This window comes from Sorangium sp. So ce381, from assembly GCF_051473845.1.
In the GTDB taxonomy this organism is placed as follows: Bacteria; Myxococcota_A; Polyangia; order Polyangiales; family Polyangiaceae; genus Sorangium; species Sorangium atrum.
Map to the genome: position 1 here is coordinate 6233626 of NZ_CP150336.1, position 25744 is coordinate 6259369.

The following is a 25744-nucleotide window of genomic DNA, read 5'->3' on the forward strand; positions in this document are numbered from 1 at the left end:
GGGCAAGGTACCAAATTGGAACCCGACCGGCCCAAAGGGCGGCTGCACGAAACGAAAGCGCAGAGGGCGCCGCGCCGCCGCGCGGGACGGCCGCGGGAGCCGGGACCGCCGCGCGGGACGTCAGGGCCGCGGCGCCGCCGGGCCTCCCGCGGCGCCCGCGACGGAGCCCTCGGGATCCAGATCTGCAGGAATACGGAGAAGATCGACGAGCCCCCGCTCGGCGAGCGCGCGCGCCGCCGAGATGGCGAGCGCGCGCTGGTCCGAAGGGAGGTCGCGCCGGCCCGACAGCTCGACCAGGGCCGCGGCCGCGGCGCGCGCCCCGTCCGGGTCGAGCGGCTCGCGCGGGCGCGCTGGCCGCCCGGCGATCCCGAGGAGCGATTCGAGCAGGAGCGGGAGCGTCGGCCCGGACGCCGCGCGGGCGCGCTCGGCGAGCGGCCCGAGCGCCAGATCGGCGTCATCGGCGTACGGCAGCGCGCGCAGGGCCGTGAGCGCGATGTCGCCGCCGTCGTCGAGCGCGGCGAGGAGGCCGGCGGCGCCCTCGGCCTCGGCCAGCCGGGCGCACTCCAGCGGGTCGTCCCCCGCGGCGAGGCGCCAGCGCGGATCGGTGAGGCGAGGGCTCGGCGGGCGCGGCGCCTGGGAGGGCGACGCGGCGGCCGAGGCGGGCGCCTCAGCGGCGCGAGGGGCGCTCCCCTGCTCGCGGCGACAGCCGAGGGGCGCGAGCAGGAAGAGCGCGAAGGGTACGACGAAGGCGAGGCGCGCCGCGACAGGCGCCCTCCGCCGCGCGCGGCGGATGCCGTCGCGGCCCCTCCCCTGCCTCACGGCTGATCGAGGATCGAGAGCGACCGCTTCGTGGGCGCGTTCTCGGGCTCCTGCCGCGCGTTGTACTCGTCGACCACCCGGTTGATGTGCATCGAGCAGAACTTCGGCCCGCACATCGAGCAGAACTCCGAGGTCTTGAAGTACTCCTGAGGGAGCGTCTCGTCGTGCATCGCCTGGGCCGTCTCCGGGTCGAGCGAGAGCGCGAACTGCTGCTTCCAGTCGAAGGCGTAGCGGGCGCGGCTCAGCGCGTCGTCGCGATCCCGCGCGCCCGGGCGCTTCCGCGCCACGTCCGCGGCGTGGGCCGCGATCTTGTAGGCGATGAGGCCCTGCTTGACGTCCTCGGGGTCCGGGAGGCCGAGGTGCTCCTTCGGGGTCACGTAGCAGAGCATCGCGGCGCCCGCGAAGCCGGCCATCGTGGCGCCGATGCAGCTCGTGATGTGGTCATAGCCAGGCGCGAAGTCGGTGACGAGCGGGCCGAGCACGTAGAACGGCGCCTCGTGGCAGAGCTCCATCTCCTTCTGCACGTTCATCGCGATCTGATCGAACGGCACGTGCCCGGGGCCCTCGATCATCACCTGCACGTCCTTCTCCCAGGCGCGCTTCGTGAGCTCGCCGAGCGTCTTCAGCTCGGCGAACTGGGCCGCGTCGCTGGCGTCGTGGAGGCAGCCGGGGCGGAGGCCGTCGCCCGCCGAGATCGTGACGTCGTACTTGGCGCAGACCTCGAGCACCTTGTCCCAGTGGGTGTAGAACGGGTTCTGCTGGTGGTGCTCGATCATCCACTGCGCCATGATCGAGCCGCCGCGCGAGACGATGCCGGTGAGCCGGCCCTTCACGAGCGGCAGGTGCTCGAGCAGCACGCCCGCGTGGATGGTGAAGTAATCGACCCCCTGCTTCGCCTGGTGCTCGAGCATGTCGATGAGGTCCGCGGCCGTCATCTTGGCGGTCCCCTTGCACGCCTCGAGCGCCTGATAGATCGGCACCGTCCCGATCGGCACCGGGGAGTCGGCGATGATCGCGCGGCGGATGCCGTCGATGTCGCCCCCGGTCGACAGGTCCATCACGGTGTCCGCGCCGTACTTGATGGCGTAGCGCAGCTTCTCGAGCTCGCCGCTCACGTCGCTCGTCGTCTGGCTGTTGCCGATGTTCGCGTTCACCTTGCAGAGCGACGCGATGCCGATGCACATCGGCTCGAGGTTCAGGTGGTTCTTGTTCGCGGGGATGATCATCCGGCCGCGCGCGACCTCGCTGCGGATGAGCTCGGGCGCGAGCTTCTCACGGCGGGCGACGTACTCCATCTCCTCCGTGATGATGCCCTTCCTCGCGAAGTGCATCTGGCTCTGGTTCGGGCTCCCGGCGCGCTTGCTCACCCATTCGGACCGCAACATCGACGACCTCGCTTTCGAGGTGGCCGGTTTAGGTCGCGACGGCGCGCGACGCAAGCGCCGCGTCGCGCCTGGCCGCCCGGCCACGAGCCCGCGAGAATGCGCGCCTCTGCCGGCGCTCGCCCAGCGCTCGCAGCGCTCGCCGCGAGCGCGCGGCGGTCAGGGAGGCGGCGGTTCGGGGAGCTCGGTCATCATGCCGAGCGTCTGGGCGCCGGCGGCCTTCGCGCCGTCGAGCACCTCCACGACCGTGCCATAGACGGCGCCGTCGTCGGCGACGACGAAGACGATCCTGTCCTGCGGCCTGCTCTGGCGCTCGAGCAGCGGCCTGAGCTTGCCCACGAGCTCGGCGCGCTCGACCGGCTCGTCGTTCACCCGCAGCTCGCCTTGCGCGCTCACCCGGACGACGAGCTGGTCGGGCGGCGGCGGGGTGTCCTGCTTGACCTGCTCGGTGTCCGGCACGCGCACGCCGATGTCCTTCTCGAGGAGCGGCGTCACGACCATGAAGATGATGAGCAGCACCAGCACGACGTCGACGAGCGGCGTCACGTTGATGTCGGAGTTCAGGGGCACCACCGGCTTGATGACGAACTTCCTCTTCGCGCTCATCGCCGCTATCTCCCCTTCAGCTCCTCGACCGCCAGCGAGACGCTCTTCGCGCCCGACTTGCGCGCCGTCTCCATCACCCTGCGGACGTCGCCGAACGAGAGGCGCTGGTCCCCCTTGACCAGCACCTTGCGCCCCGGCTGCGCCGCGAACTCGCGCGCGAGCCGCTCGGCGAGCCCGGCGTCATCGTACCTGTCGTTCTCGACCCACACCGTCTTCTCCAGCGTCACGGAGAGGATCAGCGGGTCCACCTCCTTCTTCTCCTCGTCCACCTTCGCGGCCTGCGGCAGCTTCACGTCCTTGCCGCGCTGGAGCATCGGCGTGACGACCATGAAGATGATGAGCAGGACGAGGACGACGTCGACGAGCGGCGTGACGTTGATCTCGCTCTTGGGGCCCCTCTGCGGGCCGACACCCATCCCCATTGGAACGCTCGCTTCCCTTCTGGGCGCGTCACCGCGCGCCGCGCCGCAGGCGCGAGGCGCCGGGCGCCGCGCTCCGCGGAGAGGCGCGCGGGGTGTCGCGCGGGTCCCCTGTCAAGCAGCCTCTTCGGCGGCCGGCGCGAGGCGCCCGTCGAGCCGCTTCGCCACGACGTCGAGGAGCTCGTTCGACGACTCCGAGATGTCGATCGACCGGGCTTCGACCCAGCCCTGGAGATAGTTGTAGCCCATGACGGCCGGGATCGCGACGATCAGCCCGAAGGCGGTCGTGATGAGCGCCTCCGCGATGCCCGCCGAGACGGTGCCGAGGCCGCCGGAGCCGGAGGCCGCCATCTGCTGGAACGCCGTCACGATGCCCATGACCGTCCCGAGGAGGCCGACGAACGGCGCCGTGGATCCGACCGTGGCGAGCAGTCCATAACCTCGCTTCAGGCTGAGCACCTCGCGCTGCGCCTGCCGCTCGAGCGCCCGCGAGACCGACTCGAACACTCCCTCGCGCTCGTGCCCCTGCGCCGGCAGCCGCGAGGGCGCGTTCGAGGCATAAGCGCCGAGCCCGGCGCCGATGACGCGCCCGAGATAGCCGAGCTCGCCGCCCGGCCTGGCGGCGGTCCAGGCCCCCTCGAGCTCGCCCCGGGCGAGCATCGGCCCGACCCGCGCCGCGAACGCGCGGGAGGCTGCGCGCGACAGGAACGACACGACGAGGCGCTCGCCCAAGACGATCAGCGACGCAACGGACATGATGGCCAGCGCGAAGACAATCAGCTTCGCGAAGACCCCCATGTGGCCCCACAGCTCGATCAACGTGAATTGCATCGTCTCGCGCCTCCTGGCGCCCCATGTCGCGTGATGGTTTTGGTGATGCTGGAGCAGCAACTCTGGTGGTGCTGGAGCAGCAGCTCCGGTGATGCTGGAGCAGCAACTCCGGTGATGCTGGAGCAGCAGCTCGGGTGATGCTGGAGCAGCAGCTCTGTGGATACGGAGCGGACTCGGCAGCACCGCAGCGCGGACCCACCCGTACCCTCACATGCTCCAGCGGTTCAATAACACTCCTGCGCGTCCGGACGTCAAGGGAGCTTGAGCCGGATGGGGAACACGTAGTCCACCGAGACCGGGCGCCCCTGGTACATGACGGGGGTGTAGCGATGCGTCGCGAGCGCATCGAGGATCGCCCGGTCCATGTGAGGAAGCGACTTGGCCATCCGGCAGCCGGTCAGCGAGCCGTCCAGCTTGATAATGCACTTGACAATCGCGAGCCCCTCGACGCGCGCGGCGAGCGCCTCGCGCGTGTACTGCGGGTCCCGCCCCGCGATCTTCGAAGGGCGGGTCATTCCGGCGCCGAACGCCAGCACCACGTTCTGCGGAGGCGCCGTGCTGCCCAGCTGGCCGCCGACCTTGCCGCCCAGCTGGCCGCCCATCTGCCCGCCGACCTCGCCGCCGACGGTGCCCCCCTGAACGCCGCCCTGGACTCCCCCCTCGACGCCGCCCGGCTGCTCCGGCGCGTCCTCCTTGACCGGCTCCGGCTTCGGCTCTGGCTCAGGCGCCTTGGCCTTGGGCTTCTCCGGCATGTCGTAGATGGTGTCAGGCGTCTTGACGGGCTTCGGCTGCTCGATGCGCTCCACCTTCGGCGGGCGCTTCGCGCCGCCGCCCGGAGGAGGCGGCGGTGGCGGCGGCGGAGGTGGCGGCGGCGCCGGGGCGAAAAATGTGACCTCGACGTCCTTCGGCTTCTCGGTTCGAGGGCGTGTGGCCTGCCAGAGGATCGCTCCCGCGATCGCCACGTGGGCGATGATGGAGAGCGCCGTCCCCGTCCCTAGCCGCCCCTGGGTGGCGGTAGCGCGACCTAGTACCGAGTCGAACATGAGGGGTCGTAACTCCTAGGACTCGAGCCGATCGAGGTAGAGAAGCCGCGACGTATGGAAGCGTGCGGCGCCTACCCGGAGTGTACAAGCGCGCGAGTCCTACAAAAAAGTCTATTGTCTGGCGCGATTCCTGTCTAGGGTAAGGAAGGACTCGAGGGGCATACACTTCTGGAGGGAATTCCGTGAAGTTTCTCGAAAAGAGGCTGGAACACGGAGGGCGCTCACGTGCGCCGTTGGGGCCGTGGGCGGCGTTGCTGCTGCTCGCGATGACTTTGTTGACCGCGTACCCTGCGTTCGCGCAGACGGGCAGCGGCGTGCTCCTCGGGCGGGTCGTCGACGCGTCGAACAGGGCGCCGGCCGCCGATGTGGTCGTGACGGCGACATCGCCAGCGCTGCAAGGGGAGCAGCTGGTCGTCACGGACGGCACTGGCCAGTACCGTATCCCGAACCTGCCGCCGGGCGACTACACACTGCGCTTCGAAAAGGACGCGTTCAAGCCGTACGCGCGCGGCGGGATCGCGGTCCGCGCCGCGACGACCATCCGCGTCAACGTCGAGCTGCTCCCGGAGGCGCTGAAGGCGGACGAGATCGTCGTTGTCGGCCGCGCGCCGACGGTCGACGTCGGCTCGAGCGGCGTGAGCCAGAGCATCACCCAGGACTTCACCCGGCGCATCGCCATCTCGCCCCCCACGGGGAAGGGCGCCACGACGCGCTCCTTCGAGTCGGTCGCCGCGACCACGCCCGGAGCGCAGGCCGACGAGTTCGGCACGTCCATCGCCGGCACCTCCTCCCCCGAGAACCAGTACGTGATCGACGGCCTGTCGGTGAACGACCCGGCCTACGGGATCGTCGGCACGCCGCTCACGATGGAGTTCATCAAGGAGGTCAACGTGGTGGCCGGCGGGTACATGCCCGAGTACGGCCGCGCGACCGGGGGCGTCCTCGATGTCGTCACGAAGAGCGGCGGCAACGCCTTCCATGGCTCGGTCTTCTTCAACATCACGCCAGGCGTCCTCGAGGGCGCGCCCAAGGCGGTCCGTCGCCAGGGCGAGACCATCCAGACGGACGAGACCCTCTCGTCCATCCGCGACTACGGGTTCGAGGTCGGCGGCCCCATCCTGAAGGACAAGCTCTGGTTCTACGCGGGCGCCGATCTCGCGTTCAAGAGCAACTCGATGGAGCGCAACCTGTTCGCCACGCGCTACGACCCCACCACGTTCGAGCCGGTGACGGATCCCAGGACCGGGCTCAACGTCGTCGATCGGCTGCCGGGGACGCAGCGCTTCTACCGCGCCGAGGAGCAGACGCTGCAGTACCTCGGGAAGCTGACCTACCAGATCGATCCGGACCACAGCGTCGCGCTCTCGGTCTACGGCTCGCCCTCCACCTCGGGCGGCAACGGCACGTTCGGGTTCGACCCGCAGCAGGGCCTGACCGAGCTCTCGAACATCATCGGCGAGTACGGCGCGATGGCGCACGAGTACGTGGCGTCGTCCACGGACGTCGCGCTGAAGTGGTCGTCTGCGTTCAAGAACAAGACCCTGCTCCTCGACGCGACGCTCGGCTGGCACGGCCAGCGGAGCGCGCGGCTGCCTCCGGACGGCTCGGAGCTCGGGACGCGCAATGGCCTGGCGGGCGTGCCCCTCATGGTCTGGCAGCGGTACTCCCCGAACCGGTATTCGATCGACGATTTCGAGGAGCTCTCGCCCGAGGCCCGGGCCATGTGCAAGCCGCTGCGGGCGGAGAACGGCGAGATCGCCGCGCTGCCCTGCGCGGTGCGCCAGTACTGGCAAGGCGGGCCCGACTACATCGACGACGCCTCGCTCAACCGCTTCCAGCTGAACGCGAAGGTGACGAGCATCTTCCAGGGGCTCGGGCACCACGTGGTCAAGGCCGGCATCGACGGCGAGATCACGACGTACAAGCACATCAAGGCGTACGCGGGCGGCACCACCTACGTGGAGGAGGGAGACTGGAATGCCTCCCATGACGAGCGAGCGTTCGGCTTCCTGACGGGGCCGGACGGCCTGGCGACCAGCCCTGACGAGAACGGCTTGATCAAGGACTACGTGATCCAGGACAAGATCACGGTGTCGTCGCTCGGAGCGACGATCGGCGCGTTCGCGCAGGACAGCTGGAGCATCCTCGACCGGGTGACGTTGAACATCGGCGTTCGCTACGACGCCCAGTACCTGTATGCCAACGACGGCAAGCTCGGGCTGGCGCTCGCGAACCAGTGGTCTCCGCGCGTGGGCGTCGTCTACGACATCACGCAGCAGGGCCGGTCGAAGGTGTTCGCGAACTACGCGCGGTATTACGAGAGCGTCCCCCTCGACATGCTGGATCGCGCGTTCGGCGACGAGCGGTACATCCGCTCTTACCACGTGGGGGGCGCCGGCGGCTGTAACCCTGGGGATGCCGAGGACGCGACGGGTTATGGCGAAGGGCAGTGCCGGAACGACGACACCCGGGTCCCGGTCGGCGGGTCGCACGATCCGAACAAGAACTGGCTCACGCTCGGCGGCGGCAAGTCCCCGGTGGATCCGGATCTCGTCCCGCAGTCGTCGGACGAGATCGTGCTCGGCGGCGAGTACGAGGTGCTCCCGAACGCGCGGGTCGGCGCGACGTACACGAAGCGCTGGATGAACAACGTCATCGAGGACATGAGCCGGGACGAGGCGAACACCTACTTCGTCGGCAACCCCGGGAAGGGGATCGCCAAGGACTTCCCCGAGGCCACGCGCGATTACGACGCGCTGACCCTCTATTTCAACAAGACATTCTCCGACCTGTGGCTCGCCCAGGTCAGCTATACGCTGTCGTACCTGCGAGGCAACTACCCGGGGCTCTTCAAGCCCGAGACCGACCAGCTCGATCCGAACATCAACACGGAGTTCGATCTGGCGTCGCTCCTCGTCAACCGCGAGGGGGCCCTGCCCGGCGACAACACGCACGAGATCAAGGTCTACGGCGCGAAGGACATCGAGCTCCCGAAGGGCATGGACCTCGTCGTCGGCCTCACGTACAGGTCCCGCTCCGGCGCCCCCATCGACTACTGGGGAGCGCACTACCTGTACGGCCCTGACGAGTCGTTCATCCTGCCCCGAGGCGCCGGCGGCCGCCTCCCCTGGATCCACAACGTCGACGGCCACATCGGCTATTCGGTCAAGCTCGCGAAGGACAGCGAGCTCACCGTCAGCATGGATGTCTTCAACATCTTCAACTTCCAGCAGGTCGTCCAGGTGGACCAGCGTTACACGACAGCGTTCGTCGACCCCTGCGTCGGTGGGACGAAGGAAGATCTGAATCCGAGCAGCGGTCCGACGTGCGTGAAAGACCACAACACCGGCGAGCCGCTCGAGGCCAAGGCCGTGAACCCGAACTTCGGCAAGCCGACGCAGTTCCAGACGCCGCGGCAGTTCCGGTTCGGCGCGCGGGTGACGTTCTAGACGCGGCGCGCGCGGGAAAGGATGCAAGCGATGAAGAAGCGATGGCTTGTTTGGATGGCAGCGCTCGGGGCAGTCTCACCGCTCACGGCGATGTCTCCGGGCTGCTCGCAGCCCAAACCCGAGTGCACCGTGGCCACGGCCACCTTTTATCCGTACGCGACGAAGTTCACCCGGATCGGCGGGGATGCGGAGGGCCCCTGTGCTCGGAAGGATGGGACCGTCGAGCTGGTCGGGATGCAGACGTACAGCCCGGACGAGAACGGCGACCAGCTCCCCGACGTGGGCAGGAAGCGCGTCGCGATCCAGACGGCGGAGTTCGGCGACTGGTATCGCGGCGGCGCCACGATCGACCCGAACCCGGATCTGAACGCGTTCGCGCTCGGTGTCTTCGCCTCGCGCGAGCCGGATGACAGCGACATCTGCACGGTGCCGACGTTCGACCCCGCCGAGGTGGTGTTGCTGCCCGGCGGCGAGGGCGGCGCCGGTGGCGCTGGCGGAGCCGGCGGGGATGGTGACGGCGGCGCCGGCGGAGCAGGCGACGGTGGCGCTGGCGGAGCAGGCGGAGCCGGTGGTGCCGGCGACGGTGGCGCTGGCGGAGCAGGCGGAGCCGGTGGTGCCGGCGACGGCGGAGCCGGTGGTGCCGGCGACGGCGGAGCCGGTGGTGCCGGCGGCGCTGGCGACGGCGGCGCACCGCCGTTGGCGCTGGGATCGCACAAGCTCGAGTGGCGCAACCTGCGCGTGTACGTGACGCCCGCCAACCTCGCGAATCAATTCGAGGCAGAAGTCACGTACTCCGAAGAGAGCTGCTCGGCGACGTACAAGGTCGTTGGGCTCTGGCCGACGGTCGACTGTCAGATCTACACCCCGAACCCCGACCCCGAGGGCGATCCGATCCCCACGGGCAAGTTCGACAATGCCAAGTGCACGAATCCTAAGTCTGGGATCTCCCCGGATCTCAAGGTGAAGTGCGACACCAGCGTGGGCCTGTGCGTGCTCGACGCGGATAGCATTCCCGCCTTCAAATAGGCAGCCCGGCGGGCGGGGCGCCATCGCCCCGCCTGCGCTCCTCCGGCTCCCCTCCCCTCACCTTCCCCAGAACATCATCGCCCAGGGCATCCCTGGCCGTGCGCAGACGGCAGGCCAGGATCGCCGGCTCACGGCGCGGGTTTGACGGCCAGCCTCGCCAGCGCCGCGCAGCCGGCCCCGCTCGCGATCTCGAGCTTCGTCGTGAGCGCGCACAGGCGCGACGCCCGCCCGAGCGCCGCCGGATCGCCCGAGACGATGGCCCGCTTGGACTCGTATCCGGTCCGGACCGCGAGCATCGTCTGCGCGCGCGGGGGCAGCTCCGCGCGCCGCGCCACGATCAGATCGCCGAGCTTCGGGCCGGGATCGGCGGCCGGCGCCCACGTCCAGACCGACGCGATCAGCGCGTCCGCGAAGGCCGCGCGCAGCTCGTCGCCGCCGCGCGCGCCGTCGCACGGCAGCGCGGGACCGGTCGGCCCGACGTCGGTGGCGAGGAGCCTCCGCCCCGCGATCCGCCGGAGCAGATCGTTCTCCACGCCGGCGATCTTGCCGTCGTCGTCCGAGAACGCCCCCGCCTTGAACCGCACGGCGAGCGCGGCGCACTTCTCGTCGCGCTCCGCGCGCAGCCGCTGCTCCTCGCGGGCCCTCTCCTCGGCGCGCAGCCGCTCCTCGCGCTCGCGCGCCTCGCGGGCCTCCACCGCGGCGCACTGCTCGAGCCGCGCGGCGACGCGCCGCTGCTGCTCGCTCGCCGCGCGGCCGAGATCGTCCTCCGCGATGTCGCGGACCGCGCACACCTCCGGGCGCTCCAGGACCGCATCGACGCGCGCGCGGGCGGCGCGGAACCGCACGATCACCGAGAGCGCCGCGACGATCACGAGGGCCGACACCACGATCGACGCGATCCTCCGGTTCCGCCGCCGGCGATACGCCTTGGCGAGCGCGCCGCCGCCGCTCTCGTCGAGCAGCTTGCGGCAGCGGCCGATCATCGCCTGCCATTGCGCGATGTCCTCGGCGAGCACCTGGAGCGGCTCCGCGAACGGGCGATCGCGCCGGACCTTGTTCGCCAGCCGCTCGAGCCACATGCCGGCGTCGGGGGCCCGACCGTGGTCGGTCACCTCGGCGACGCCCTCGAGCAGCCCGCCGATGCGCCCGGCGTAGACGTCCCACGCGACGATGGCCTCGGACTGGCTGTCGCCGAGCCGCTCGATGGCCTCGCGCACGTCGGCCATCGGGAGGAGGCGCTCGACGTCCTCCCGGCGCACGCCCGCGAGCTTCGCGGCCTGATCGACGCCGCGCTGGAAGCCGCCGAGGAGCCCCTCCGGCGCCAGCTCGCGGAGCCCCTCCGGCACCCGGCTCGCCTGCATGCACGCGCCGGCGTGGTGCAGCGGCCCCATGGCGCAGGTCAGGAAGGTGCCGCCGAGCTTCACTTCCATCGAACCGTGGCTCTCCTCTCCACGAGATACCCTGGACAGCGCGGCGCGGAAAGGCTCGCCGCGCTGTCCACCGTGCATCACCGGCCGCTGCGCGAGACCTCGAGGTCCCAGAGCGCGTAGAGCACGTCGACGTCGTACTCGGTGTGTCGCCAGCCGGGGTGGAGCCGGTAGCTGCGCGGGAGCAGGCCAGAGCCCAGGATGGCGTCCGTCTGCTCGGCGAAGGTGTAAAGATACATCTTCACGCCGGTCAGCTCGGCGTCGGAGAGCGGGCGCGCGTGGCGCTCGTGGAGCCGGACGTTCGGCCTCCGCTCGACGATGCTCACCAGCAGGCGGCCGCCGGGGCGCATCGCGCCGGCGAGGTTCTTGAGCACGAGCGAGAGATCGTCGCAGAACTCGAGGGTGCCGAGCGCGAGGGCGACGTCGAACCGCCCCCAGGAGCGGGGGATCGGGAGGTGGTAGTCGTGCCGGTGATAGGCGCCGTGGGGCCGCTTCTTGCGCGCGATCTCGAGCATCCCCTCGGCGATGTCGAAGCCCACGACCTCGACGGACTGCGGGAGATCGCGCGTGAGGTGGCCCGGACCGCAGCCCGCGTCGAGCACGCGGGCGCCGTCTGTGACCACCTCGCGCAGGAACGCGCGCACGGGCTTCTCGTAGTGCTGGATGTCTTTCCAGGTGGAGACGTAGTCGGGCGCGAAGTCCTCGTAGTAGTCGACGAGCCGCTCGATCCGGGTCGCTCGCTTCATGACGCCTTTCAGGTGATGTCGTCGACCGCCTGGACGGTCTCCTGGATGTCGTGCTCGTGCGTGTAGCCGAGGATGTCGCGCGCCCGCCGGTCGTCGACCATGCACACGTAGCGGATGTGATCGAGCTCGGGGGCCGGGAACGAGGTCGCCCTGAACCGCCAGAGCCGCGGGATGATCGTCTGCATGACGAAGTGGGGAATCGCCGCGCGGGTCCGGCCGGTCATCTCGATGACGCGCGAGAGCGGCAGCGGCGCGGGCCCCGCGAGGTTGAAGATCCCGCGCACGCCGGGGCGCAGCGCCGCGAGGATCGCGGAGACCACGTCGTCCTGGTGGATGACCTGCACCATCGGGTCGAAGCCGAGGAGGGTCGGGATCACGTTGAGCCGGAGGTAGTTCGAGGGCGCGTTCCGCACGGAGCCGAGGATGTGGACCGGCCTGAGGATGACCGTCTCGGTCTGGGGGTGCTTCCAGAAGAACGACTGCGCCAGCATGTCGACCTCGATGAGGTCGCGGATCTCGCTGAACGACGCGCCGCCGAGCAGCGGGGCGTCCTCGGTGATGAACTGCGGGTTGTCGGGGCGCGGCCCGTAGGCGTTCGCGCTCGACAGCACGATGAGCTTGGGCACGTCGTACTGCGCGACGAACTCGAGCAGCCGCTGGAACCCAGCGAGGTTCCAGCTGTGGTGCTCCATCTGGCTCACCCGCGGATCGTGCATGACCCCGAGGTGGACCACCGCGGCGAGCTGCTCCTGGCGGAAGATGTCCTGCGTCTTCTTGCGGCGGATGTCGATCTGGTGATGCTCGATGTCCTTGGGGCGCCCCTCGAAGCTGCGCCGGTCGACGCCGATCACGTGCCGCTCGCGGTGGAGGCGCCGCGCCAGGCGCCGGCCGAGGCGACCACAAATGCCGGTGATGAGGATGGACCGGAGGGACGGATCGGTGTCCGCGGCGGGACGGCGGCCTCGACCGAGCATTCGTTCGCTCATCGGAGCGACGGTCGCTTCGAGGAGGCCGATGGTCAAGCCCTTCGTGCCGGTGCAGGCCCACGCGAGTTTTGCTATCGTCCGCCGCCCATGGCCAGCAGAACGACGCTCGCCAGGCTGAGCCACTTCGTCACCCACAGCGCGCTGCCGCTCGCGCGCGTCGGGGTCGACAGCCTGCGCGGCACGATCGACGACGCGACCATCCGGCTGCTCGGTCAGGACTTCGAGGACCGGCTCCGCCGGGTCACGCTGCCGCACGCGGCGGACGGGGTCGACCCGTTCGGGCTCGACCGGGAGTGGGCGAAGTACGCGGTCGGGGTCGCCGCGTTCTTTCATCGCTTCTACTTCCGGACCGAGGTGTTCGGCATCGAGCGCGTCCCGGCCGGCCGTGTGCTCCTCATCGCGAACCACTCGGGCCAGCTCCCGTTCGACGGCATGCTCATCGCGGCCTCGATGTTCCTGGACGCGGAGCCGCCGCGCGTGATGCGGAGCATGGTCGAGAAGTGGACGCAGACGCTGCCGTTCGTGGCGACCTTCTTCTCGCGCGTGGGCCAGGTGGTCGGCGTCCCCGAGAACGCGCGCCGGCTGCTCGACATGGGCGCGGCGATCCTGGTGTTCCCGGAGGGGACGAAGGGGATCTCGAAGGGGTTCTCCAGCCGCTATCAGCTGCTCGATTTCGGGCTCGGGTTCATGCGGCTCGCGCTCGAGACCGACACGCCGATCGTGCCCATCGCGGTCATCGGGGGCGAGGAACAGTACATCTCGCTCGGCAACCTCGAGTCGGTCTCGAAGGCGCTCGGCATGCCGACGTTCCCGATCATCCCACAGCTCCTGCTCCCCGGCGGCCAGCTGCCGCTGCCGACCCGATACCGGATCCACTTCGGCGAGCCGATGACGTTCCACGGCGACCCCGACGACGACGACGCGGTGATCCAGGAGAAGGTGGCGCTGGTGAAGGGTCGGATCCAGTCGATGCTGAACCGCGGCCTGAAGGAGCGGAAGAGCATTTTCTGGTGACGTCGCGATCGCGTGACGTCGCGATCGCGCGACGTCGCGATCGCGTGCGCGCGTTCAGGCGCCCGCTAGCGTGACCGCGGCGTCGGGGCCGTGAGCGAGGACGCGCGCGTGGCCGCCGAGGATGGCGGGCTCGTTGCGATGGCCGTGGCCGATCGGCAGCCCGGCGACGACGGGGATGCCCAGCGGGAGCAGCCTGTCGCGGAGGACCTCGTCCACCGTGATGCCGTCGGTGCCTGGCGCGCATTGCTCGAAGTCGCCGAGGACCACCGCCGCGGCGGGGGCGAGGTGGCCGCCGACCTCCAGCGTCGCCAGCATGCGATCGATGCGGTAGGGCCGCTCGGTGACGTCCTCGAGCAGGAGGATGCACCCCTCCGGGACCCGGAGCCGTCCCGCGGCGGCGCAGGCGTGGAGCAGGGCCAGGTTGCCGCCGAAGAGCGGCCCCTCGGCCACGCCGGCGCGCAGCGTGGTGAGGCCGTCGAAGCGGCGCTCCCCCAGCGGATCTTCGAGGGCGCGGATCAGCGCGGCGCGGGCGCGGGCGTCGCCGCGCCCGAGCGCGGTGACGTGGACGCCGTGGAGCGACGCCACGCCCGCGCGCGCAGCCTCGACGTGGAGGGCCGTGACGTCGGAGAAGCCGACGATCCAGCGAGGGTGCGCTGCGAGGACGCTCCAGTCGAGCCGGTGGACGAACCGGTTCGCGCCGTAGCCGCCGCGGGCCGCGAAGATGGCCCTGACGTCGGGGTGCGAGAGAGCGCGGGCGAGCTCGTCGCTGCGTCGGGCGTCGCTGCCGGCCAGGTAACCGGCCCGCGCGAACAGCCCGTGATGGGAGGGCGCCGACAGCGATGGCGGCCCGCCCCGCCGGCCGTCGTCGTCGAACGGAGGCCCCTCGCCCGCGTCGAAGAGGACGCGGTAGCGCTGGGCGAGCCAGCCGATGCCGACCCGCGCGAGGACGTGCTCGAACGGGCTGGAAGGGGCGATCACCGCGACGGTATCGCCCGGCCGGAGCGCCGGCGGCAGGGTCGGCGGGGGAGCGCTAGCGAGCACCAGGGTCGTCGTCGAGCAACTCCACGTCTTCCGCATCCGTGTCCACGTCGATCGCGTCGGAGCCAGGCAGGGGCGGCACGACGGGCGCCACGGGAGCAGCGGGCGCGACGGGGAGCGCGGGGGCCGAGAGGGATACCTCCTCGTGCGCTCGATGGGCCTCGCCGTTGTCGATGTCGCCGAGCGCCGGCGGCGCTGCATGAGCGTCGAACTCCGACCATTGCGCGGGAGCGGCTGGCGCATCGCCATACGCAGCCGGAGCAACGTGGATGACCTGGGTGGCGCTATCCAGAGGGAGCCTCTGGCCCTCGCGCAGGGCCACATCGACATGGGCAGCGCCGCCGCTCGCGTCGGCCGCGTCGGCGTGCGAAGCGACGCCGTGGGTCCAGACCTGCTGCTCCGGCTCGACAGGCAGCGCTTGCGGGGCGGCATCCGCCGGGTACGCCTCGGGAGCCGACAGCGCCTCCGCAGCCGGGTACGCTTCCGCGACCGGGTACGCCTCGGCGACCGGGTACGCCTCCGCGACCGGGTACGCTTCCGCAGCCGGGTACGCTTCCGCAGCCGGGTACGGTTCCGCAGCCGGCTGTGCCTCGGGAGCCGACAGCGCCTCCGCGACCGGCTGTGCCTCCGCAACCGACAGCGCCTCGGGAGCCGACAGCGCCTCCGCGACCGGCTGCGCCTCGGCGCCCTCGTGCGCCTCGGAGCCCGCGTAGCCGTTGCTCACCGCCGCCACCGCGCCGGCCTCGAGGCCGAGCGTCTCGAGCGCCGGCGCCCGGGGCGCGAGCGGCGGCTCGGTCAGCGGCGGGCCCGGCGCCCGGGTCGGGAGCGAAGGAGGCGGCGGGGTGCGCTTGAGCTTGCCGGTCTTGGCCCGCTCGAGGCCCGCTGTCGCGTCCGGATCGCCCGCCTTCATGCGGAGGACGCGGCGCCAGGCGTCCGCCGCCTCGCGCGCCTCGCCGAGCTCCTCCTCCCAGAGGCGCGCCACCTTGCGCGCGAGCTCCGCTCGCTGCGCCGGATCGCGGCCGCGGAGGATCTGGTCCTCGTACAGCTGGATCATGCCGCGGTGATCGCCGAGCTCCAGCAGGAGCCCCGACAGGTCGTTCATCACGTCCTGATCCGAGGGCGACAGGTCATGAAGCTTCTTCAGGTCCGCCGCGGCGCCCTGCCTGTCGCCGAGCACGTCGCGCCGCAGCCTGGCGCGACGCTGCAGGAGCTTGCGCACGAGCGGGCCGTCGAACACCTCGTCGAGCGCGCGGTCCAGCGTCGCGCTGACGCGGGGCAGATCGCCCACCTCGCGCCCGAGGGCCTCGAGCGCGTCGAGCGAAGCGTCGTCGACCTGCGCGAGCACGGCGTCGCGCAGCCAGCCGAAGGCGCGGTCGACGTCGCGGAGGTCCTGGTGCGCGATCGTGGCCGCGCGCCGCAGGAGCGCCGCCCGGGTGCGGCCGCCGTCGCGCGAGCCCTGGCCGCCGGCCGCGAGCGCCTCGACGAGGATCGTGCGCAGCGCCGTCGACCCCGACCGCTCGTCGTCGTCCCGCGCCACCTGCTCGAGCATGGCGATCGTCTCCTCCTGGACGCCGCCGCCGAGGGCCAGCTCGAAGAAGCTCCTCGCCCGGTCGATGGCGCCGCGCTCGCAGGCGATCTGGGCGGCGCGGACGAGCGCCGCGAGGCGATCGGCCGGCGTGCGGCACCGGCTCACCTGGCGCTCGAAGAGGTCGATGATGAGGCCAGGGGCCTCGGCCAGCGCCGCGAGCCGCTGGAGCAGCGGCTCGACCTCGGCGGTCGGCACGCTCGCGAGCGCGCCCTCGCCGTGGTGGATCGACTCCAGCGGATCGGCGCCCACGGAGACCCGGACCTCGGCCTGCCGCACGAGCTCGACCGCCCGGGTCGTGCCCGAGAGATCCCTGGCGAGGAGCTCGTGCGCGACGGTGAGGGCCTCGCGATCCTGGAGCTCCACCGCGATCGCCTCGAGCTTCTCCGCGAGGCCGGCGTCGGCGGTGCGCGAGCGCGCGAGCTCCATCGCCACGCGCGCGGCGTCCTTCTGGCGACCGACCTCCACGAAGCGCTCGAAGGCCCCGCGCAGGGCGAGCTCGCGCCCCGCGCGCGCGATCGACTCGTTCCAGGCGACCAGCTTGGTCGCGACGATCCCCTTCCACCCGACCCGATCGCCGAGCGCGACGTACGCCTCTCGGCACGGCTCGTCGCCCTGATCCGCGAGCCGCTCCAGGAGCGCCAGCGCCTCGTCGCTCCTGCCCAGCTGCTGGTCCAGGATGTCGGCGAGGCGCCGGGTCATCTGCGACGCCTCGTCGTCGTCGCCCTCCACCTCGATCAGGATCGCCATCAGGCGCGCGACCTTCGGCCAATCGTTCAGGCGCTCGGCGAGCCGCAGGAGCCGGGCGACCGCGTCGAGGTCGTCCGGCTCGACGGCGTGGACGATCTCGAGCGCCCGGACGGCGCCGCGCGGATCGTCGAGCGGGCCCTCGTAAAGCGCCGCGAGCCGCTGCGCGATGTCGACCTGGTCGTGGCCGTACACGAGCGCGAGCTCACGCTCGAGCGCGCCCGCGACCCCCCTCGGGTTGCCGCGCTGCTCCTCCAGATCGGCGATCCCCCGCAGCGCGATCCGGTTCTGCGGATCCAGCGTCGCCACGACCGCCTCGTAGCGCGCGATCGCGGCCTCGAGGTCGCCGGGGCCCTCCGCCAGCATGCGCGCCTCGCGCAGGGCGAGCGAGATCTTGCCGGGCTCGCTGTCCGTCAGATCGCCGAGCTTGCGGAGGAGCTCCGCGCCCTGCTGGTGATCGCCGCGCTCGCCGGCGTCCTGGGCCAGCCGCTCGATGGCCTCGGCGTCGTCGCCGTCGGCGAGCAGGAGCGTGAGCGTCGCGCGCTCCCCGTCGCGGTCACCGAGCTCGCGCTGCAGGGCCGCCGCGGCCCGTCGCGCCGCGACGCGCTCCGCCCTGTCGCCGAGCACCTCGGCCCGGCTCAGGAGGAACCGCACGAGCTCGGGCCGCCGGTGGGCGCGCCGGTAGAGGTCCTCGATCGCGGGGCCGGCGTCCGTCGCCGGATCGATCTCGATGGCGCGCTCGACGCGGTCGAGCGCGCCGTCGACGTCTCCGGCGCTGAGGAGCAGCTCGGCGGCCTCGACGAGGAGCGCCGGACGCGCCTTGCGGTCCGCGAGCAGCGCGCGCTCGCAGAGCGCCCTCGCCGCCTCGGCGAGCCGCCCCGCCGCGACGTAGGCCTTCTGCGCGAGCTCCCACAGCCTCGGTTGGCGCAGGAGCTCCGCGGCCTGGCCGTAGGCGTCGCCCGCGGCGCCCGGCTCGTCGAGCCGCATCCGGAGCTCGCCGAGCTTCTGAAGGAGCGGCCCGTGGGTCAGCTTCCCCTGGAACCAGGTCGTCGCGTCGGCGAGGACCCGCGCCGCGAGATCGAAGCGCTCGCCGCGCTCGAAGAGCTTGACGGCGGACAGGAGCGCCGCGCCGTCGTCAGGCGTGAGGCCCGCGATGCGCACCCACGCCTCCGCGGCCGCGATGGGGTCGCGGCGCTTCTGCTCGTGGAGCGCGACGAGCGCCCTCTCGAGCTCGACCCGCTGCGCGACGTCGGGCGTCGCGGCGGCGTCGTGCTCGAGCAGCGCGGCGAGGTCGTCCCACCGCGAGCTCCGCTCGAGCAGCCGCCTCAGCTCCGCCTGCGCCTGCGCGTCGCCTGGATCGAGCTCGGAGAGCAGCTTCCAGGCCTGGACCGCCGTGTCGACGTCGCGCAGCTGCGCCTCGCACAGCCCGGCGACGTCGCGCAGCTGCGCCTTCCTGCGCTCGATGGGCGCCTCGGGGACGCGCGCCGCCGCGAGCAGGACGTCCCGCAGCTCGACGAACATCCGCTTCTGGCGCAGCTGCTCCTCGACCTGCGCGAGCACGTCCGGGTTGGCCGGCTCGCCCTTGAGCACCTCGCGGAGCCTGGCGAGCGTCATCGGCTTGCGAACCTCGGCCGGCTCCTCTCTCGGAGGCTGCAGCGCATCCGAGGGAGCCGAGCCGCCCAAGGCGCCGGGCGCCGGCGCGGCGCCGGCCAGGCCGTACGCCTCCGCGGGGGCCGGCGCCGCGGCGTCCGCAGGCGAAGCCAGCGTGTCCGGCGCCGTCGACCCCGGCGCGGGAGCGAACGAAGACGCCGGCGCGAACGCGGCCACCGCCGGATCGACCAGCCCAGCGACGGCCGGCGACGAGAGGAGGCCCGAGGGGGGCACGGACGCGTGCGCATGGGCGGCTCCCGCGCTGGGCGGCACCGACGACCGGTGCGCAGGCGCGGCAGCCACGCCCATGGGCGGCGGGGGCGCCGACGGCAGCCGCGGGGGGGGCGCCACGGACGCCCGCTTGCGCGCCTCGGGGGCCATGAACCCGTTCGGGTTGACCTGGAGGTAGGCGAGGTAGCGCGGGCGGAGCTCCGCGATGCGGCCCAGCTGCTTCCCGTAGTGGTCGGCGAGCTGCATGGCGCGATCGTGCCCCGGCGCCGCGCGGAGGGCGTAGACCGAGTACGAGTAGCCGTACTCCCCGTCGTACGTCTCCGCGAGCGCCACGAAGAGCTCCGCGGCCTCGTCGCGCTCTGGCTGCGGCACCGGCTCGCCCGCCTCGATGCGGTCGACGATGGCGACGCCGAGCGCCTGGATGAGCCCCACGTCGTGCGGCACGAACGCGCGCGCGTTCCGCAGCGCCACCGTGGAGCCCGCGAGGTCGCCGGCGCGGCGCCGGATGTCGGCCTCGTCGCGCAGCAGGGCGAGCCGCCGCTCCGGGTCGTCGACGAGCGCCTGCTCCATCGCGAAGTACGGGATCGCCTCGGCGTACTGCTGCTGGGCCTTCAGCATCTCGCGGGCGGCGTAGATGGCGTAGACGTTGTGCGGATCGAGCTCCGCCAGGCGGCGCCAGTTCTCGAGGGCGCGCTCCGGCCGCGAGAGCGGCGGCTCGCTCCACAGCCGGCCGAGCTCCTCGTGCAGGGTCGAGACCTGCGCGCGCACCTCGGGCCGCTCGAAGAGCAGCGGCGTGAGCGCCTTGACGAGCCGCTCCAGGAGCGCGACGAGCGCCTTCTGATCGCCCTTGTCACGGTAGAGCTGCGCCAGCCGCTCCGCCGCGGTCCGCTGCGTCGGATCCTTGTCGATGGCGATCATGAGCGTCCGCGCGGCGTGGTGCGCGTCGCCGATGGTGGTCGACCACACGTTCGCGGCCTCGCTCAGCCAGTGCGCCGCGTACGATGGATCTGCGGTGGAGCTGCCGACGCGCTCGAGCAGCATGGCGTACGAGCGTGGGTCCTGCTCCCCGGCTCGGTGAGCATACGCCAGGGCTTCCCCGTCATGCGGATTCGTGACGAGCCGCTGGACGAGCGTTTCCATCTCCCGGGGATCCATCGGTGCGCGGCGAAGTTACACGTTAGCCTCCGGCTCGTACAGCGACTCTCGGCGTCCTTCGCGATCGGACGCCGCTGTCTCTCGCGCGACGGGACTCCATGGAAGAGCGGGCCTCCGGGGGCCGACGTCGGCCTCGCGCAGCGGTGCCGCGCGCGTGCCGTCATCAGTCGAATTTCACATACGGCTTGCGCGGCTGCGCTGTCTTTCGCTTCGGTATCGAAGCCGAGGGGACGCCCGTCGGCGCGGGCGCCGCGCTGGCGACACCCGCGGGCGACGGCGGCGGCACCGGCGCGGTCGCGGCGGCGGGCGGCGGCGCCAGAGCGGTCGTCGTGGCGGCGGGTGACGGCGCCGGCGCGGTCGTCGCGGCGGGCATCGGCGGCGGCGCCGGCGCGGTCGTCGTGCCGGGCGGCGACGGCGCCGGCGGCGGGGTCGTCGTGGCGGCGGGCGGCGCGTTGGCGCGCGCTATCGCGTCCGCGAGTACCCTCGCCTCCAGCGCTACCCCTTTCTGAAGACTGCGCGCGCCGCCGTCCGCGGGCCGGCGGAGCTCGCGCACGGCGAGCGCCATCACGATCAGGGACAGCGCGCCGGCGCCGACGGCCACGCGCGAGGTGCGCCTCCGTGGCGCGGAACGCAGCGTGCTCGGCGCCTGCGCCGCGTCGTCGCCCACGACCGCGAGCAGCTCGCTCGTGGCGCCGACCTCGGCGGGCTGAGCCGGGCCGAGGCGCTCGCGGTCGAGGCTCGGCCTGGCCTCGTCCATCGCGCGATCGAGCTCGGCGATGAACTCCTGGGCGCTCCGCGGCCGATCCTCGGGCCGCTTGGCCAGGGCGCGCTGCAGGAGCTGCGAGAGCGACGGCGGTATCCTGGCGTCCGGCGCGGCCTCGCTCGCCGGCACGGGCGACGACTTGATGTGCCTCGCCATCACGACGACCGCATCGTCGTCGATGAACGGCGGCCTCCCGACCAGCATCTGATAGAGCAGGACACCGAGCGAATACAGGTCGCTCCGCGCATCGAGCGGCCTGCCCTGCGCCTGCTCCGGCGACATGTACCGCGGCGTCCCGAAGACGGTGCCCGCCTGGGTCTCGAGGGCGTCGACCGGCCGCTCTGTCCCGGTCATCACCTTCGCGATGCCGAAGTCGAGCACCTTGCAGATCTCCTCGTGCTCGCCCGCGGGGGGCCTCGCCAGGAACAGGTTGTCCGGCTTGAGGTCCCTGTGGATGATCCCCTTGTCGTGCGCCTCGGCCAGCGACAGGAGCGCGTGCCGCGCGAAGCGGGCGGCGTCGCCCATGCGCAGCCGCCGCAGGCGCTTGAGCCGCTGACCGAGCGACTCGCCCTCGAGCAGCTCCATCGCGAGGTAGAGCGAGCCGCTGCTCGACGTCGTCCCCTCCATGGGCGAGCTCTGCTCCGCGGAGCGACCGCGGCCGAAGGCCGCGTCCGTCGCGTCGTCCACGACCTCGCCGAAATCGAACACGGTGACCGTGTGCGGCGACCGGAGGAGGCTCATCGCGCGCGCCTCGCGGGTGAAGCGCGCCTTCGCCTGCGCGTCGAAGGCCCTGTCCGACCGCAGGATCTTGATGGCCACGTCGCGGCCCATCGCCTCCTGGCGCGCGCGGTACACCGTGCCCATCGAGCCGGCGCCGAGCTTGCCCACGATCACGAACCGATCCGCGATCGTGATCCCCAGGAGCGGATCTCCGTCGGTCTCGGCGAGCACCTCGCGGCTCACGAGGGCCAGCCCGTCGTGGGGGCAACGAGGTAGCCTCGCGCTCTGGCCGCCCTGGGAACCGCGCTCGCCGGCGGGGGACGGGAGCTGGCTGGACGAGGTCCTCCCAGCGACGGCCGCGAGGTGGTGACAGCGCGGGCAAATCAGCGCCATGGCCCTGCTGGGCTCGTCGGGCGACCCGGGGGCGCTGGCTGGGAACTGGCCGTCAGCTGCACGAACTACCACCGCGATGGGGGGATCGTCCGTTACTTGGGCTCGCATCGCAAGGCCCACGACTCGCCTGTCGCTCGTGGGCGACAGCCGAAGAACGCGGCGTCGCCGCAGGACGCATCGCTGCAGCAGACGTCGCTACAGAATCGCTGCGTTTGTTCAGGATCCTTGATGCACATACCACTCCGACAGTCCTCGGGCGTGGCGCACGGAGCGCCGATGGCCGCAAGGCTGTCCCCGGACAGCAGCCTGATGCACGCGCGGACGGTCGAGCGTCCGTCGATCGCGAGCTCGGCGCAGCCGACGCGCTGCCTCACCTCGCCGGGCGTGTCCGGGCACATCTCCGAGCCACAGCACGGGATAGTGCAGCGGCCGCTCCCTTCGACCTCGACGCAGAGCCCGGACGCGCAGTCATCGTCCCGAGCGCACGGCTCGAAGTAGCCTCCGTCGCCCAGGGCGGCGGCCCGGCACGCCAGGGCCGGGCCGGCCGAGACGAGATCCGTCGTGAGCCGGCACGCCGCCCCGTTCGCGGCGCAGCTGGTGTCGGAGCAGCAGGCGTCGACGCAGGCGCCGCCGCTGCAGATGCCAGATCGGCAGTCGCCGGACGCGGCGCAGGGCGCGCCGGAGAGCTGCGTGCCCACGTCGGGCCGGCCGACCTCCCGGCCGATGCGACAGAGGCCGCTCCCTCCGCCGTCGGGGATCCAGCAGACCGCATCCCGGACAGGATCGCAGTCGCTCGAGCTGCAGCAGGCGCGCGAGCATACGCGCGGCCCTTCGCCGTCGAACAGCGCTGGATCGAGGCAGAAATCGAGCGCGCCGCAGTCCTCGTGCCGCGCGCAGCGCGCGCCCAGCGCGCGCTCCAGCTGCTCCTCGACGCAGGCGCCGTCCCTGCAGACGGCGCCCTCGGGGCACGCCGGCGGCCCGATCGCGCCCTCGTCCGCGCAGCGCACCTGGCCCAGCGTCCCGTCGACGAGGACCTCGCACCCGGCGCCGAGCGACACGAGCGCGGCGAGCCCGCGGAGCAGCCTCCGCAGCGCGGCGCCGTGGCGCATCAGAACTGCACCCGGAGCCGGGCTCCATCGGCGCCCAGCGACAGGCGGATCGCCTGCGCCCCTGCGCCGGCGCCGCGCGGCAAAGGCCGGTGGTCCTGATCCGAGAGCAGCGCGCGCGAGCCGACGGCCGAGGCCGCGCGAGAGGCTGGGCTCGCCGCGGGCGCCCCCGGAGACAGGTACAGGTAGAGCGCCGCTGCCCCGGAGAGGCCGGCGACCAGCAAGGCGACGTCCGCGGCGACGGCGCACCGGTGAGCGGCGCTCGCGTCGGCCTGCAGATCGGCGATGGAGACGCCGGCCCCGGTGCGCTCGTCGGCGCCGGGATCCCGCGCCACGGCGAGCGCGGCGAAGACGCCGCCGACCACGACCGACCCCGCGGCGATGCCCCCGCTGACGGCGAGCCAGGTCGCGCGCGGCCTCGCGCCGCCGACCGCCGCGGGATGGCGCGGCAGGCGCGGCAAATACGGCAGCGCCGTGGAGACCGAGGCGGCTTTCGCGGGCGCGGGCGGCGGCTTCGCGCCGGCGAGCTCCCGCTTCGCGCCCTTGAGCCGCTTGAGGACCGCGTGGACCTCCTCACGCGCCTTCGGGAGCGCCTCCATTCCGAGGTAGCGGCGGTAGTAGCGCTCGGCCTCGTCGATCTCGCCCAGCCGCTCGTGGATCATCGCCAGGTTGTAGATGAGCTCTTTGCCCTCGGGATCGAGCGCCACCGCGGCCTCCAGCTTCGCGATGGCCGCGCGGTACTCGCCGTGCTGGTAGCGCCGCTGCGCCTCGTCGTGCAGCGCGGTCGCTCGCTCGATGCGGAGCCGCTTCTCCTCCTCGTCGCGGGAGAGCGGCGGCGGGGCGGGAGGGCTCGGCCCGCCGCCCTGCGGCGGCTGCGCGGGCGGGGCGGCGGGCGCGACCACAGGCGCGCCGAGCGGCGCCGGCGAGGGCACCTGCGCGGCCAGCGCCGGCGGCGCGCCGTGGGCGACCGCCGCGGCCGCTGCGAGCGCGGAGGCGAAGCACACGACGATGCGCGCGGCCTCGGAGCCGATCGAGCGAGGAAGGCGCGCTGTGTGGCTCGTCACGGCCGCCCACCATAGCGTAACTTCCGCGCGGATAACGGCCTCTTGCGGCGGGCGGGGTGAAGGCCGCCGCCGCGGCGATCACCTGAGCTTGCAGCTGTACTCGCCGGCGAACACGAGCGCCCGCTCGCACCTGACGTCCACGGTGCGCTTCGCCGTGGTGAACTCGAAGGTCTGGCCGAACGGCGTCCGTTCCAGCCGCGTCATCTGCGCTCTGCAACCGTCGCTGGGGCGGCGCGGCTCCGGCGCGCTCGCGGCGCCGTCCTCGCCGCACGCGACGAGCGCCGCCCTCCGCTCGACGTCGGCGTTGTCGGAGACGACGTTGTAGACCGCCGAGACGCTGAACGCGACGCAGAGAGCGAAGAGGGCGAGCTGGCCGAAGCGCTTCACAGCCCGAGCTTACCCTGTCCGGCGCGCGAGGGGCTCGTCGCCGCGCGCGACCCGGCTCAGAGCCGCATGCCCGAGCCGGGCAGCGGGTTCCACGGCTGCCGGCGGGTCGTGTACTGGCCCCGCACGAACGCCCCCAGCACGGGCGCGATGTTGCGCGCGATGTCGTCGTCCCACTCGCCGCCGTTGATCCCGTCCTGCGGGGAGAGATCCGGCGAGAGCAGGAAGAAGCCCGGATAGAGCCGCCGCGGCATCTTGATCTGGTCGAGGTCCTCCTTGAAGAGATCGATGTCCACGCGCACGAGCCGCACGCTCCGGAGGGCCGTCTGCATCAGCGGATCGGCGAGCGCGCGGTCGACCCCGCGGCACGGCTCGCAGGGATCGCTCGTCGTCATCACGAGGACCTTCTCGCCCTGGGCGTATGCCTCCGCGCGCTGCTTGGCGAGCTCCTCGCTGAGCACGGAGACGTCGACGCCGATATCGACGATGGAGACCCCACCGACGCGCCGGTGGGTCGTGTGCTGAGGGACGCTGCCGCTCGGCTGCGCCGCCGGAGGAGGCGCCTCCGGCAGCGGCATCGACGGCGACGCGGTGCTCGCCGGCTCCGGCGAGGCCTCCCTCTCCGGGACGGCGGCGGCCGTCTCTCCGGTGCGATGGGTGCTCCACATCCACACGCCGAAGCCGATCGCCGAGCTCCAGCAGAGGGTGAGCAGGACGCCGAGCGCGAGCCCGACGCTGGCGAGCGCGTACCCCCTGCGCACGGTCGGGGCCTGCTCGATCTCGCGGCGCGCCGCCCAGCCGAAGGCGATCGCGGCGATCGCCCCGAGCGGCCCGAACAGCGCCGCGACGAGCGAGCTCACGGCCAGCGTGGAGAGCTGCCGTCGCTCCGGCGGGGGCGGCGGCGTGAGGTAGGGATCCTGGATGATCAGCCGCGCCGCCTGCGCGCGGCTCAGCTGGGCTGCAGCCGGCACGAGCGCGACGCGCGCCGCGACTGGGTCGCTGGGCGGCGCGCCGGCAGGCGGCTCGTTTTCGAAGGGCAGGGCGACCGTCTGCACGTCCTTGAGCGCTGCAGGCGGCTCGTTCGCATCGCGGTTCGGCGGTGGCTGAGTCGGGCCGAATGCGTGGCTCACGCTCTTCATCCTAGCGCCGGAGGCCGCGCT

General features: G+C 72.3%; 19 protein-coding genes. 3 read left to right on the forward strand and 16 right to left on the reverse strand.

Going from position 1 to position 25744, the window contains the following annotated elements; all coding sequences use genetic code 11:
* Nucleotides 1–120: 120 nt before the first annotated feature.
* From WMF29_RS23095 to WMF29_RS23120, 6 genes are all read right to left on the reverse strand, one after another.
* A complete protein-coding gene (locus WMF29_RS23095; protein WP_437330910.1) occupies nucleotides 121–819 on the reverse strand; it encodes a thiamine biosynthesis protein in 699 nt (232 codons plus the stop codon).
* Nucleotides 816–2201 (reverse strand): phosphomethylpyrimidine synthase ThiC, encoded by a 1386-nt coding sequence (gene thiC / locus WMF29_RS23100; RefSeq protein ID WP_437331157.1) that lies wholly within the window; start codon nucleotides 2199–2201, stop codon nucleotides 816–818. Before thiC ends, WMF29_RS23095 begins: the two co-directional genes overlap by 4 nt.
* Nucleotides 2202–2360: 159 nt before the next feature.
* Nucleotides 2361–2807: an ExbD/TolR family protein gene (locus tag WMF29_RS23105; protein ID WP_437330911.1), complete on the reverse strand. Its 447-nt coding sequence runs from the start codon at nucleotides 2805–2807 to the stop codon at nucleotides 2361–2363.
* 5 nt (nucleotides 2808–2812) lie between these two features.
* The gene (locus tag WMF29_RS23110; RefSeq protein WP_437330912.1) at nucleotides 2813–3229 is read right to left on the reverse strand and encodes an ExbD/TolR family protein; all 417 of its coding nucleotides are present in this window, start codon (nucleotides 3227–3229) and stop codon (nucleotides 2813–2815) included.
* Nucleotides 3230–3340: 111 nt separating this feature from the next.
* Nucleotides 3341–4057 carry a MotA/TolQ/ExbB proton channel family protein gene (locus WMF29_RS23115; protein ID WP_437330913.1) on the reverse strand — a complete coding sequence of 239 codons (717 nt, stop codon included), beginning with the start codon at nucleotides 4055–4057 and terminating at the stop codon, nucleotides 3341–3343.
* Between the two features lie 251 nt (nucleotides 4058–4308).
* Complete coding sequence (locus tag WMF29_RS23120) at nucleotides 4309–5100, reverse strand: energy transducer TonB (RefSeq protein ID WP_437330914.1); 792 nt, start codon at nucleotides 5098–5100, stop codon at nucleotides 4309–4311.
* A gap of 266 nt (nucleotides 5101–5366) precedes the next feature.
* Between WMF29_RS23120 and WMF29_RS23125 the strand changes: the two genes are divergently transcribed.
* Together WMF29_RS23125 and WMF29_RS23130 are read left to right on the forward strand one after the other, a co-directional pair.
* Entirely contained in the window at nucleotides 5367–8549 is a 3183-nt protein-coding gene (locus WMF29_RS23125) for a TonB-dependent receptor (RefSeq protein WP_437330915.1), read from the forward strand.
* A 30-nt stretch (nucleotides 8550–8579) separates the two neighbouring features.
* Complete coding sequence (locus tag WMF29_RS23130) at nucleotides 8580–9575, forward strand: hypothetical protein (protein ID WP_437330916.1); 996 nt, start codon at nucleotides 8580–8582, stop codon at nucleotides 9573–9575.
* Nucleotides 9576–9703: 128 nt separating this feature from the next.
* Here the strand turns inward: WMF29_RS23130 and WMF29_RS23135 are convergent, their stop codons facing one another.
* The 3 genes from WMF29_RS23135 to WMF29_RS23145 form a co-directional block, all read right to left on the reverse strand.
* The gene (locus WMF29_RS23135; protein ID WP_437330917.1) at nucleotides 9704–11005 is read right to left on the reverse strand and encodes a hypothetical protein; all 1302 of its coding nucleotides are present in this window, start codon (nucleotides 11003–11005) and stop codon (nucleotides 9704–9706) included.
* Between the two features lie 77 nt (nucleotides 11006–11082).
* Nucleotides 11083–11748 carry a class I SAM-dependent methyltransferase gene (locus WMF29_RS23140; protein ID WP_272093065.1) on the reverse strand — a complete coding sequence of 222 codons (666 nt, stop codon included), beginning with the start codon at nucleotides 11746–11748 and terminating at the stop codon, nucleotides 11083–11085.
* Between the two features lie 8 nt (nucleotides 11749–11756).
* Entirely contained in the window at nucleotides 11757–12722 is a 966-nt protein-coding gene (locus tag WMF29_RS23145) for an NAD-dependent epimerase/dehydratase family protein (protein ID WP_437331158.1), read from the reverse strand.
* Nucleotides 12723–12821: 99 nt separating this feature from the next.
* Between WMF29_RS23145 and WMF29_RS23150 the strand changes: the two genes are divergently transcribed.
* On the forward strand, nucleotides 12822–13748 hold the full coding sequence (locus tag WMF29_RS23150; protein WP_437330918.1) for a lysophospholipid acyltransferase family protein: 927 nt from the start codon (nucleotides 12822–12824) through the stop codon (nucleotides 13746–13748).
* Between the two features lie 54 nt (nucleotides 13749–13802).
* Here WMF29_RS23150 and WMF29_RS23155 read toward each other — a convergent pair whose 3' ends face one another.
* The 7 genes from WMF29_RS23155 to WMF29_RS23185 form a co-directional block, all read right to left on the reverse strand.
* Nucleotides 13803–14789, reverse strand: a complete 987-nt coding sequence (locus tag WMF29_RS23155; RefSeq protein ID WP_437330919.1) for a S66 peptidase family protein — start codon at nucleotides 14787–14789, stop codon at nucleotides 13803–13805.
* Nucleotides 14779–20139 (reverse strand): hypothetical protein, encoded by a 5361-nt coding sequence (locus WMF29_RS23160; protein ID WP_437330920.1) that lies wholly within the window; start codon nucleotides 20137–20139, stop codon nucleotides 14779–14781. Before WMF29_RS23160 ends, WMF29_RS23155 begins: the two co-directional genes overlap by 11 nt.
* Before the next feature lie 178 nt (nucleotides 20140–20317).
* Nucleotides 20318–22030, reverse strand: a complete 1713-nt coding sequence (locus tag WMF29_RS23165; RefSeq protein WP_437330921.1) for a serine/threonine-protein kinase — start codon at nucleotides 22028–22030, stop codon at nucleotides 20318–20320.
* A gap of 92 nt (nucleotides 22031–22122) precedes the next feature.
* Complete coding sequence (locus WMF29_RS23170) at nucleotides 22123–23139, reverse strand: hypothetical protein (RefSeq protein WP_437330922.1); 1017 nt, start codon at nucleotides 23137–23139, stop codon at nucleotides 22123–22125.
* Nucleotides 23139–24200 carry a tetratricopeptide repeat protein gene (locus WMF29_RS23175; RefSeq protein ID WP_437330923.1) on the reverse strand — a complete coding sequence of 354 codons (1062 nt, stop codon included), beginning with the start codon at nucleotides 24198–24200 and terminating at the stop codon, nucleotides 23139–23141. The genes WMF29_RS23170 and WMF29_RS23175 overlap by 1 nt, the downstream gene beginning before the upstream one ends.
* A 78-nt stretch (nucleotides 24201–24278) precedes the next feature.
* Complete coding sequence (locus tag WMF29_RS23180; RefSeq protein WP_437330924.1) at nucleotides 24279–24587, reverse strand: hypothetical protein; 309 nt, start codon at nucleotides 24585–24587, stop codon at nucleotides 24279–24281.
* A 56-nt stretch (nucleotides 24588–24643) separates the two neighbouring features.
* Nucleotides 24644–25714: a DUF4190 domain-containing protein gene (locus WMF29_RS23185; protein WP_437330925.1), complete on the reverse strand. Its 1071-nt coding sequence runs from the start codon at nucleotides 25712–25714 to the stop codon at nucleotides 24644–24646.
* Nucleotides 25715–25744: the final 30 nt, after the last annotated feature.

Excerpts from the sequence above, each read along its gene's own strand:
- WMF29_RS23105 (WP_437330911.1), bottom strand. The coding sequence starts at position 2,807 with ATGAGCGCGAAGAGGAAGTTCGTCATCAAGCCGGTGGTGCCCCTGAAC.
- WMF29_RS23110 (WP_437330912.1), bottom strand. The coding sequence starts at position 3,229 with ATGGGGATGGGTGTCGGCCCGCAGAGGGGCCCCAAGAGCGAGATCAAC.
- WMF29_RS23115 (WP_437330913.1), bottom strand. The coding sequence starts at position 4,057 with ATGCAATTCACGTTGATCGAGCTGTGGGGCCACATGGGGGTCTTCGCG.
- WMF29_RS23120 (WP_437330914.1), bottom strand. The coding sequence starts at position 5,100 with ATGTTCGACTCGGTACTAGGTCGCGCTACCGCCACCCAGGGGCGGCTA.
- WMF29_RS23125 (WP_437330915.1), top strand. The coding sequence starts at position 5,367 with ATGACTTTGTTGACCGCGTACCCTGCGTTCGCGCAGACGGGCAGCGGC.
- WMF29_RS23130 (WP_437330916.1), top strand. The coding sequence starts at position 8,580 with ATGAAGAAGCGATGGCTTGTTTGGATGGCAGCGCTCGGGGCAGTCTCA.
- WMF29_RS23135 (WP_437330917.1), bottom strand. The coding sequence starts at position 11,005 with ATGGAAGTGAAGCTCGGCGGCACCTTCCTGACCTGCGCCATGGGGCCG.
- WMF29_RS23140 (WP_272093065.1), bottom strand. The coding sequence starts at position 11,748 with ATGAAGCGAGCGACCCGGATCGAGCGGCTCGTCGACTACTACGAGGAC.
- WMF29_RS23145 (WP_437331158.1), bottom strand. The coding sequence starts at position 12,722 with ATGCTCGGTCGAGGCCGCCGTCCCGCCGCGGACACCGATCCGTCCCTC.
- WMF29_RS23150 (WP_437330918.1), top strand. The coding sequence starts at position 12,822 with ATGGCCAGCAGAACGACGCTCGCCAGGCTGAGCCACTTCGTCACCCAC.
- WMF29_RS23160 (WP_437330920.1), bottom strand. The coding sequence starts at position 20,139 with ATGGAAACGCTCGTCCAGCGGCTCGTCACGAATCCGCATGACGGGGAA.
- WMF29_RS23165 (WP_437330921.1), bottom strand. The coding sequence starts at position 22,030 with ATGGCGCTGATTTGCCCGCGCTGTCACCACCTCGCGGCCGTCGCTGGG.
- WMF29_RS23170 (WP_437330922.1), bottom strand. The coding sequence starts at position 23,139 with ATGCGCCACGGCGCCGCGCTGCGGAGGCTGCTCCGCGGGCTCGCCGCG.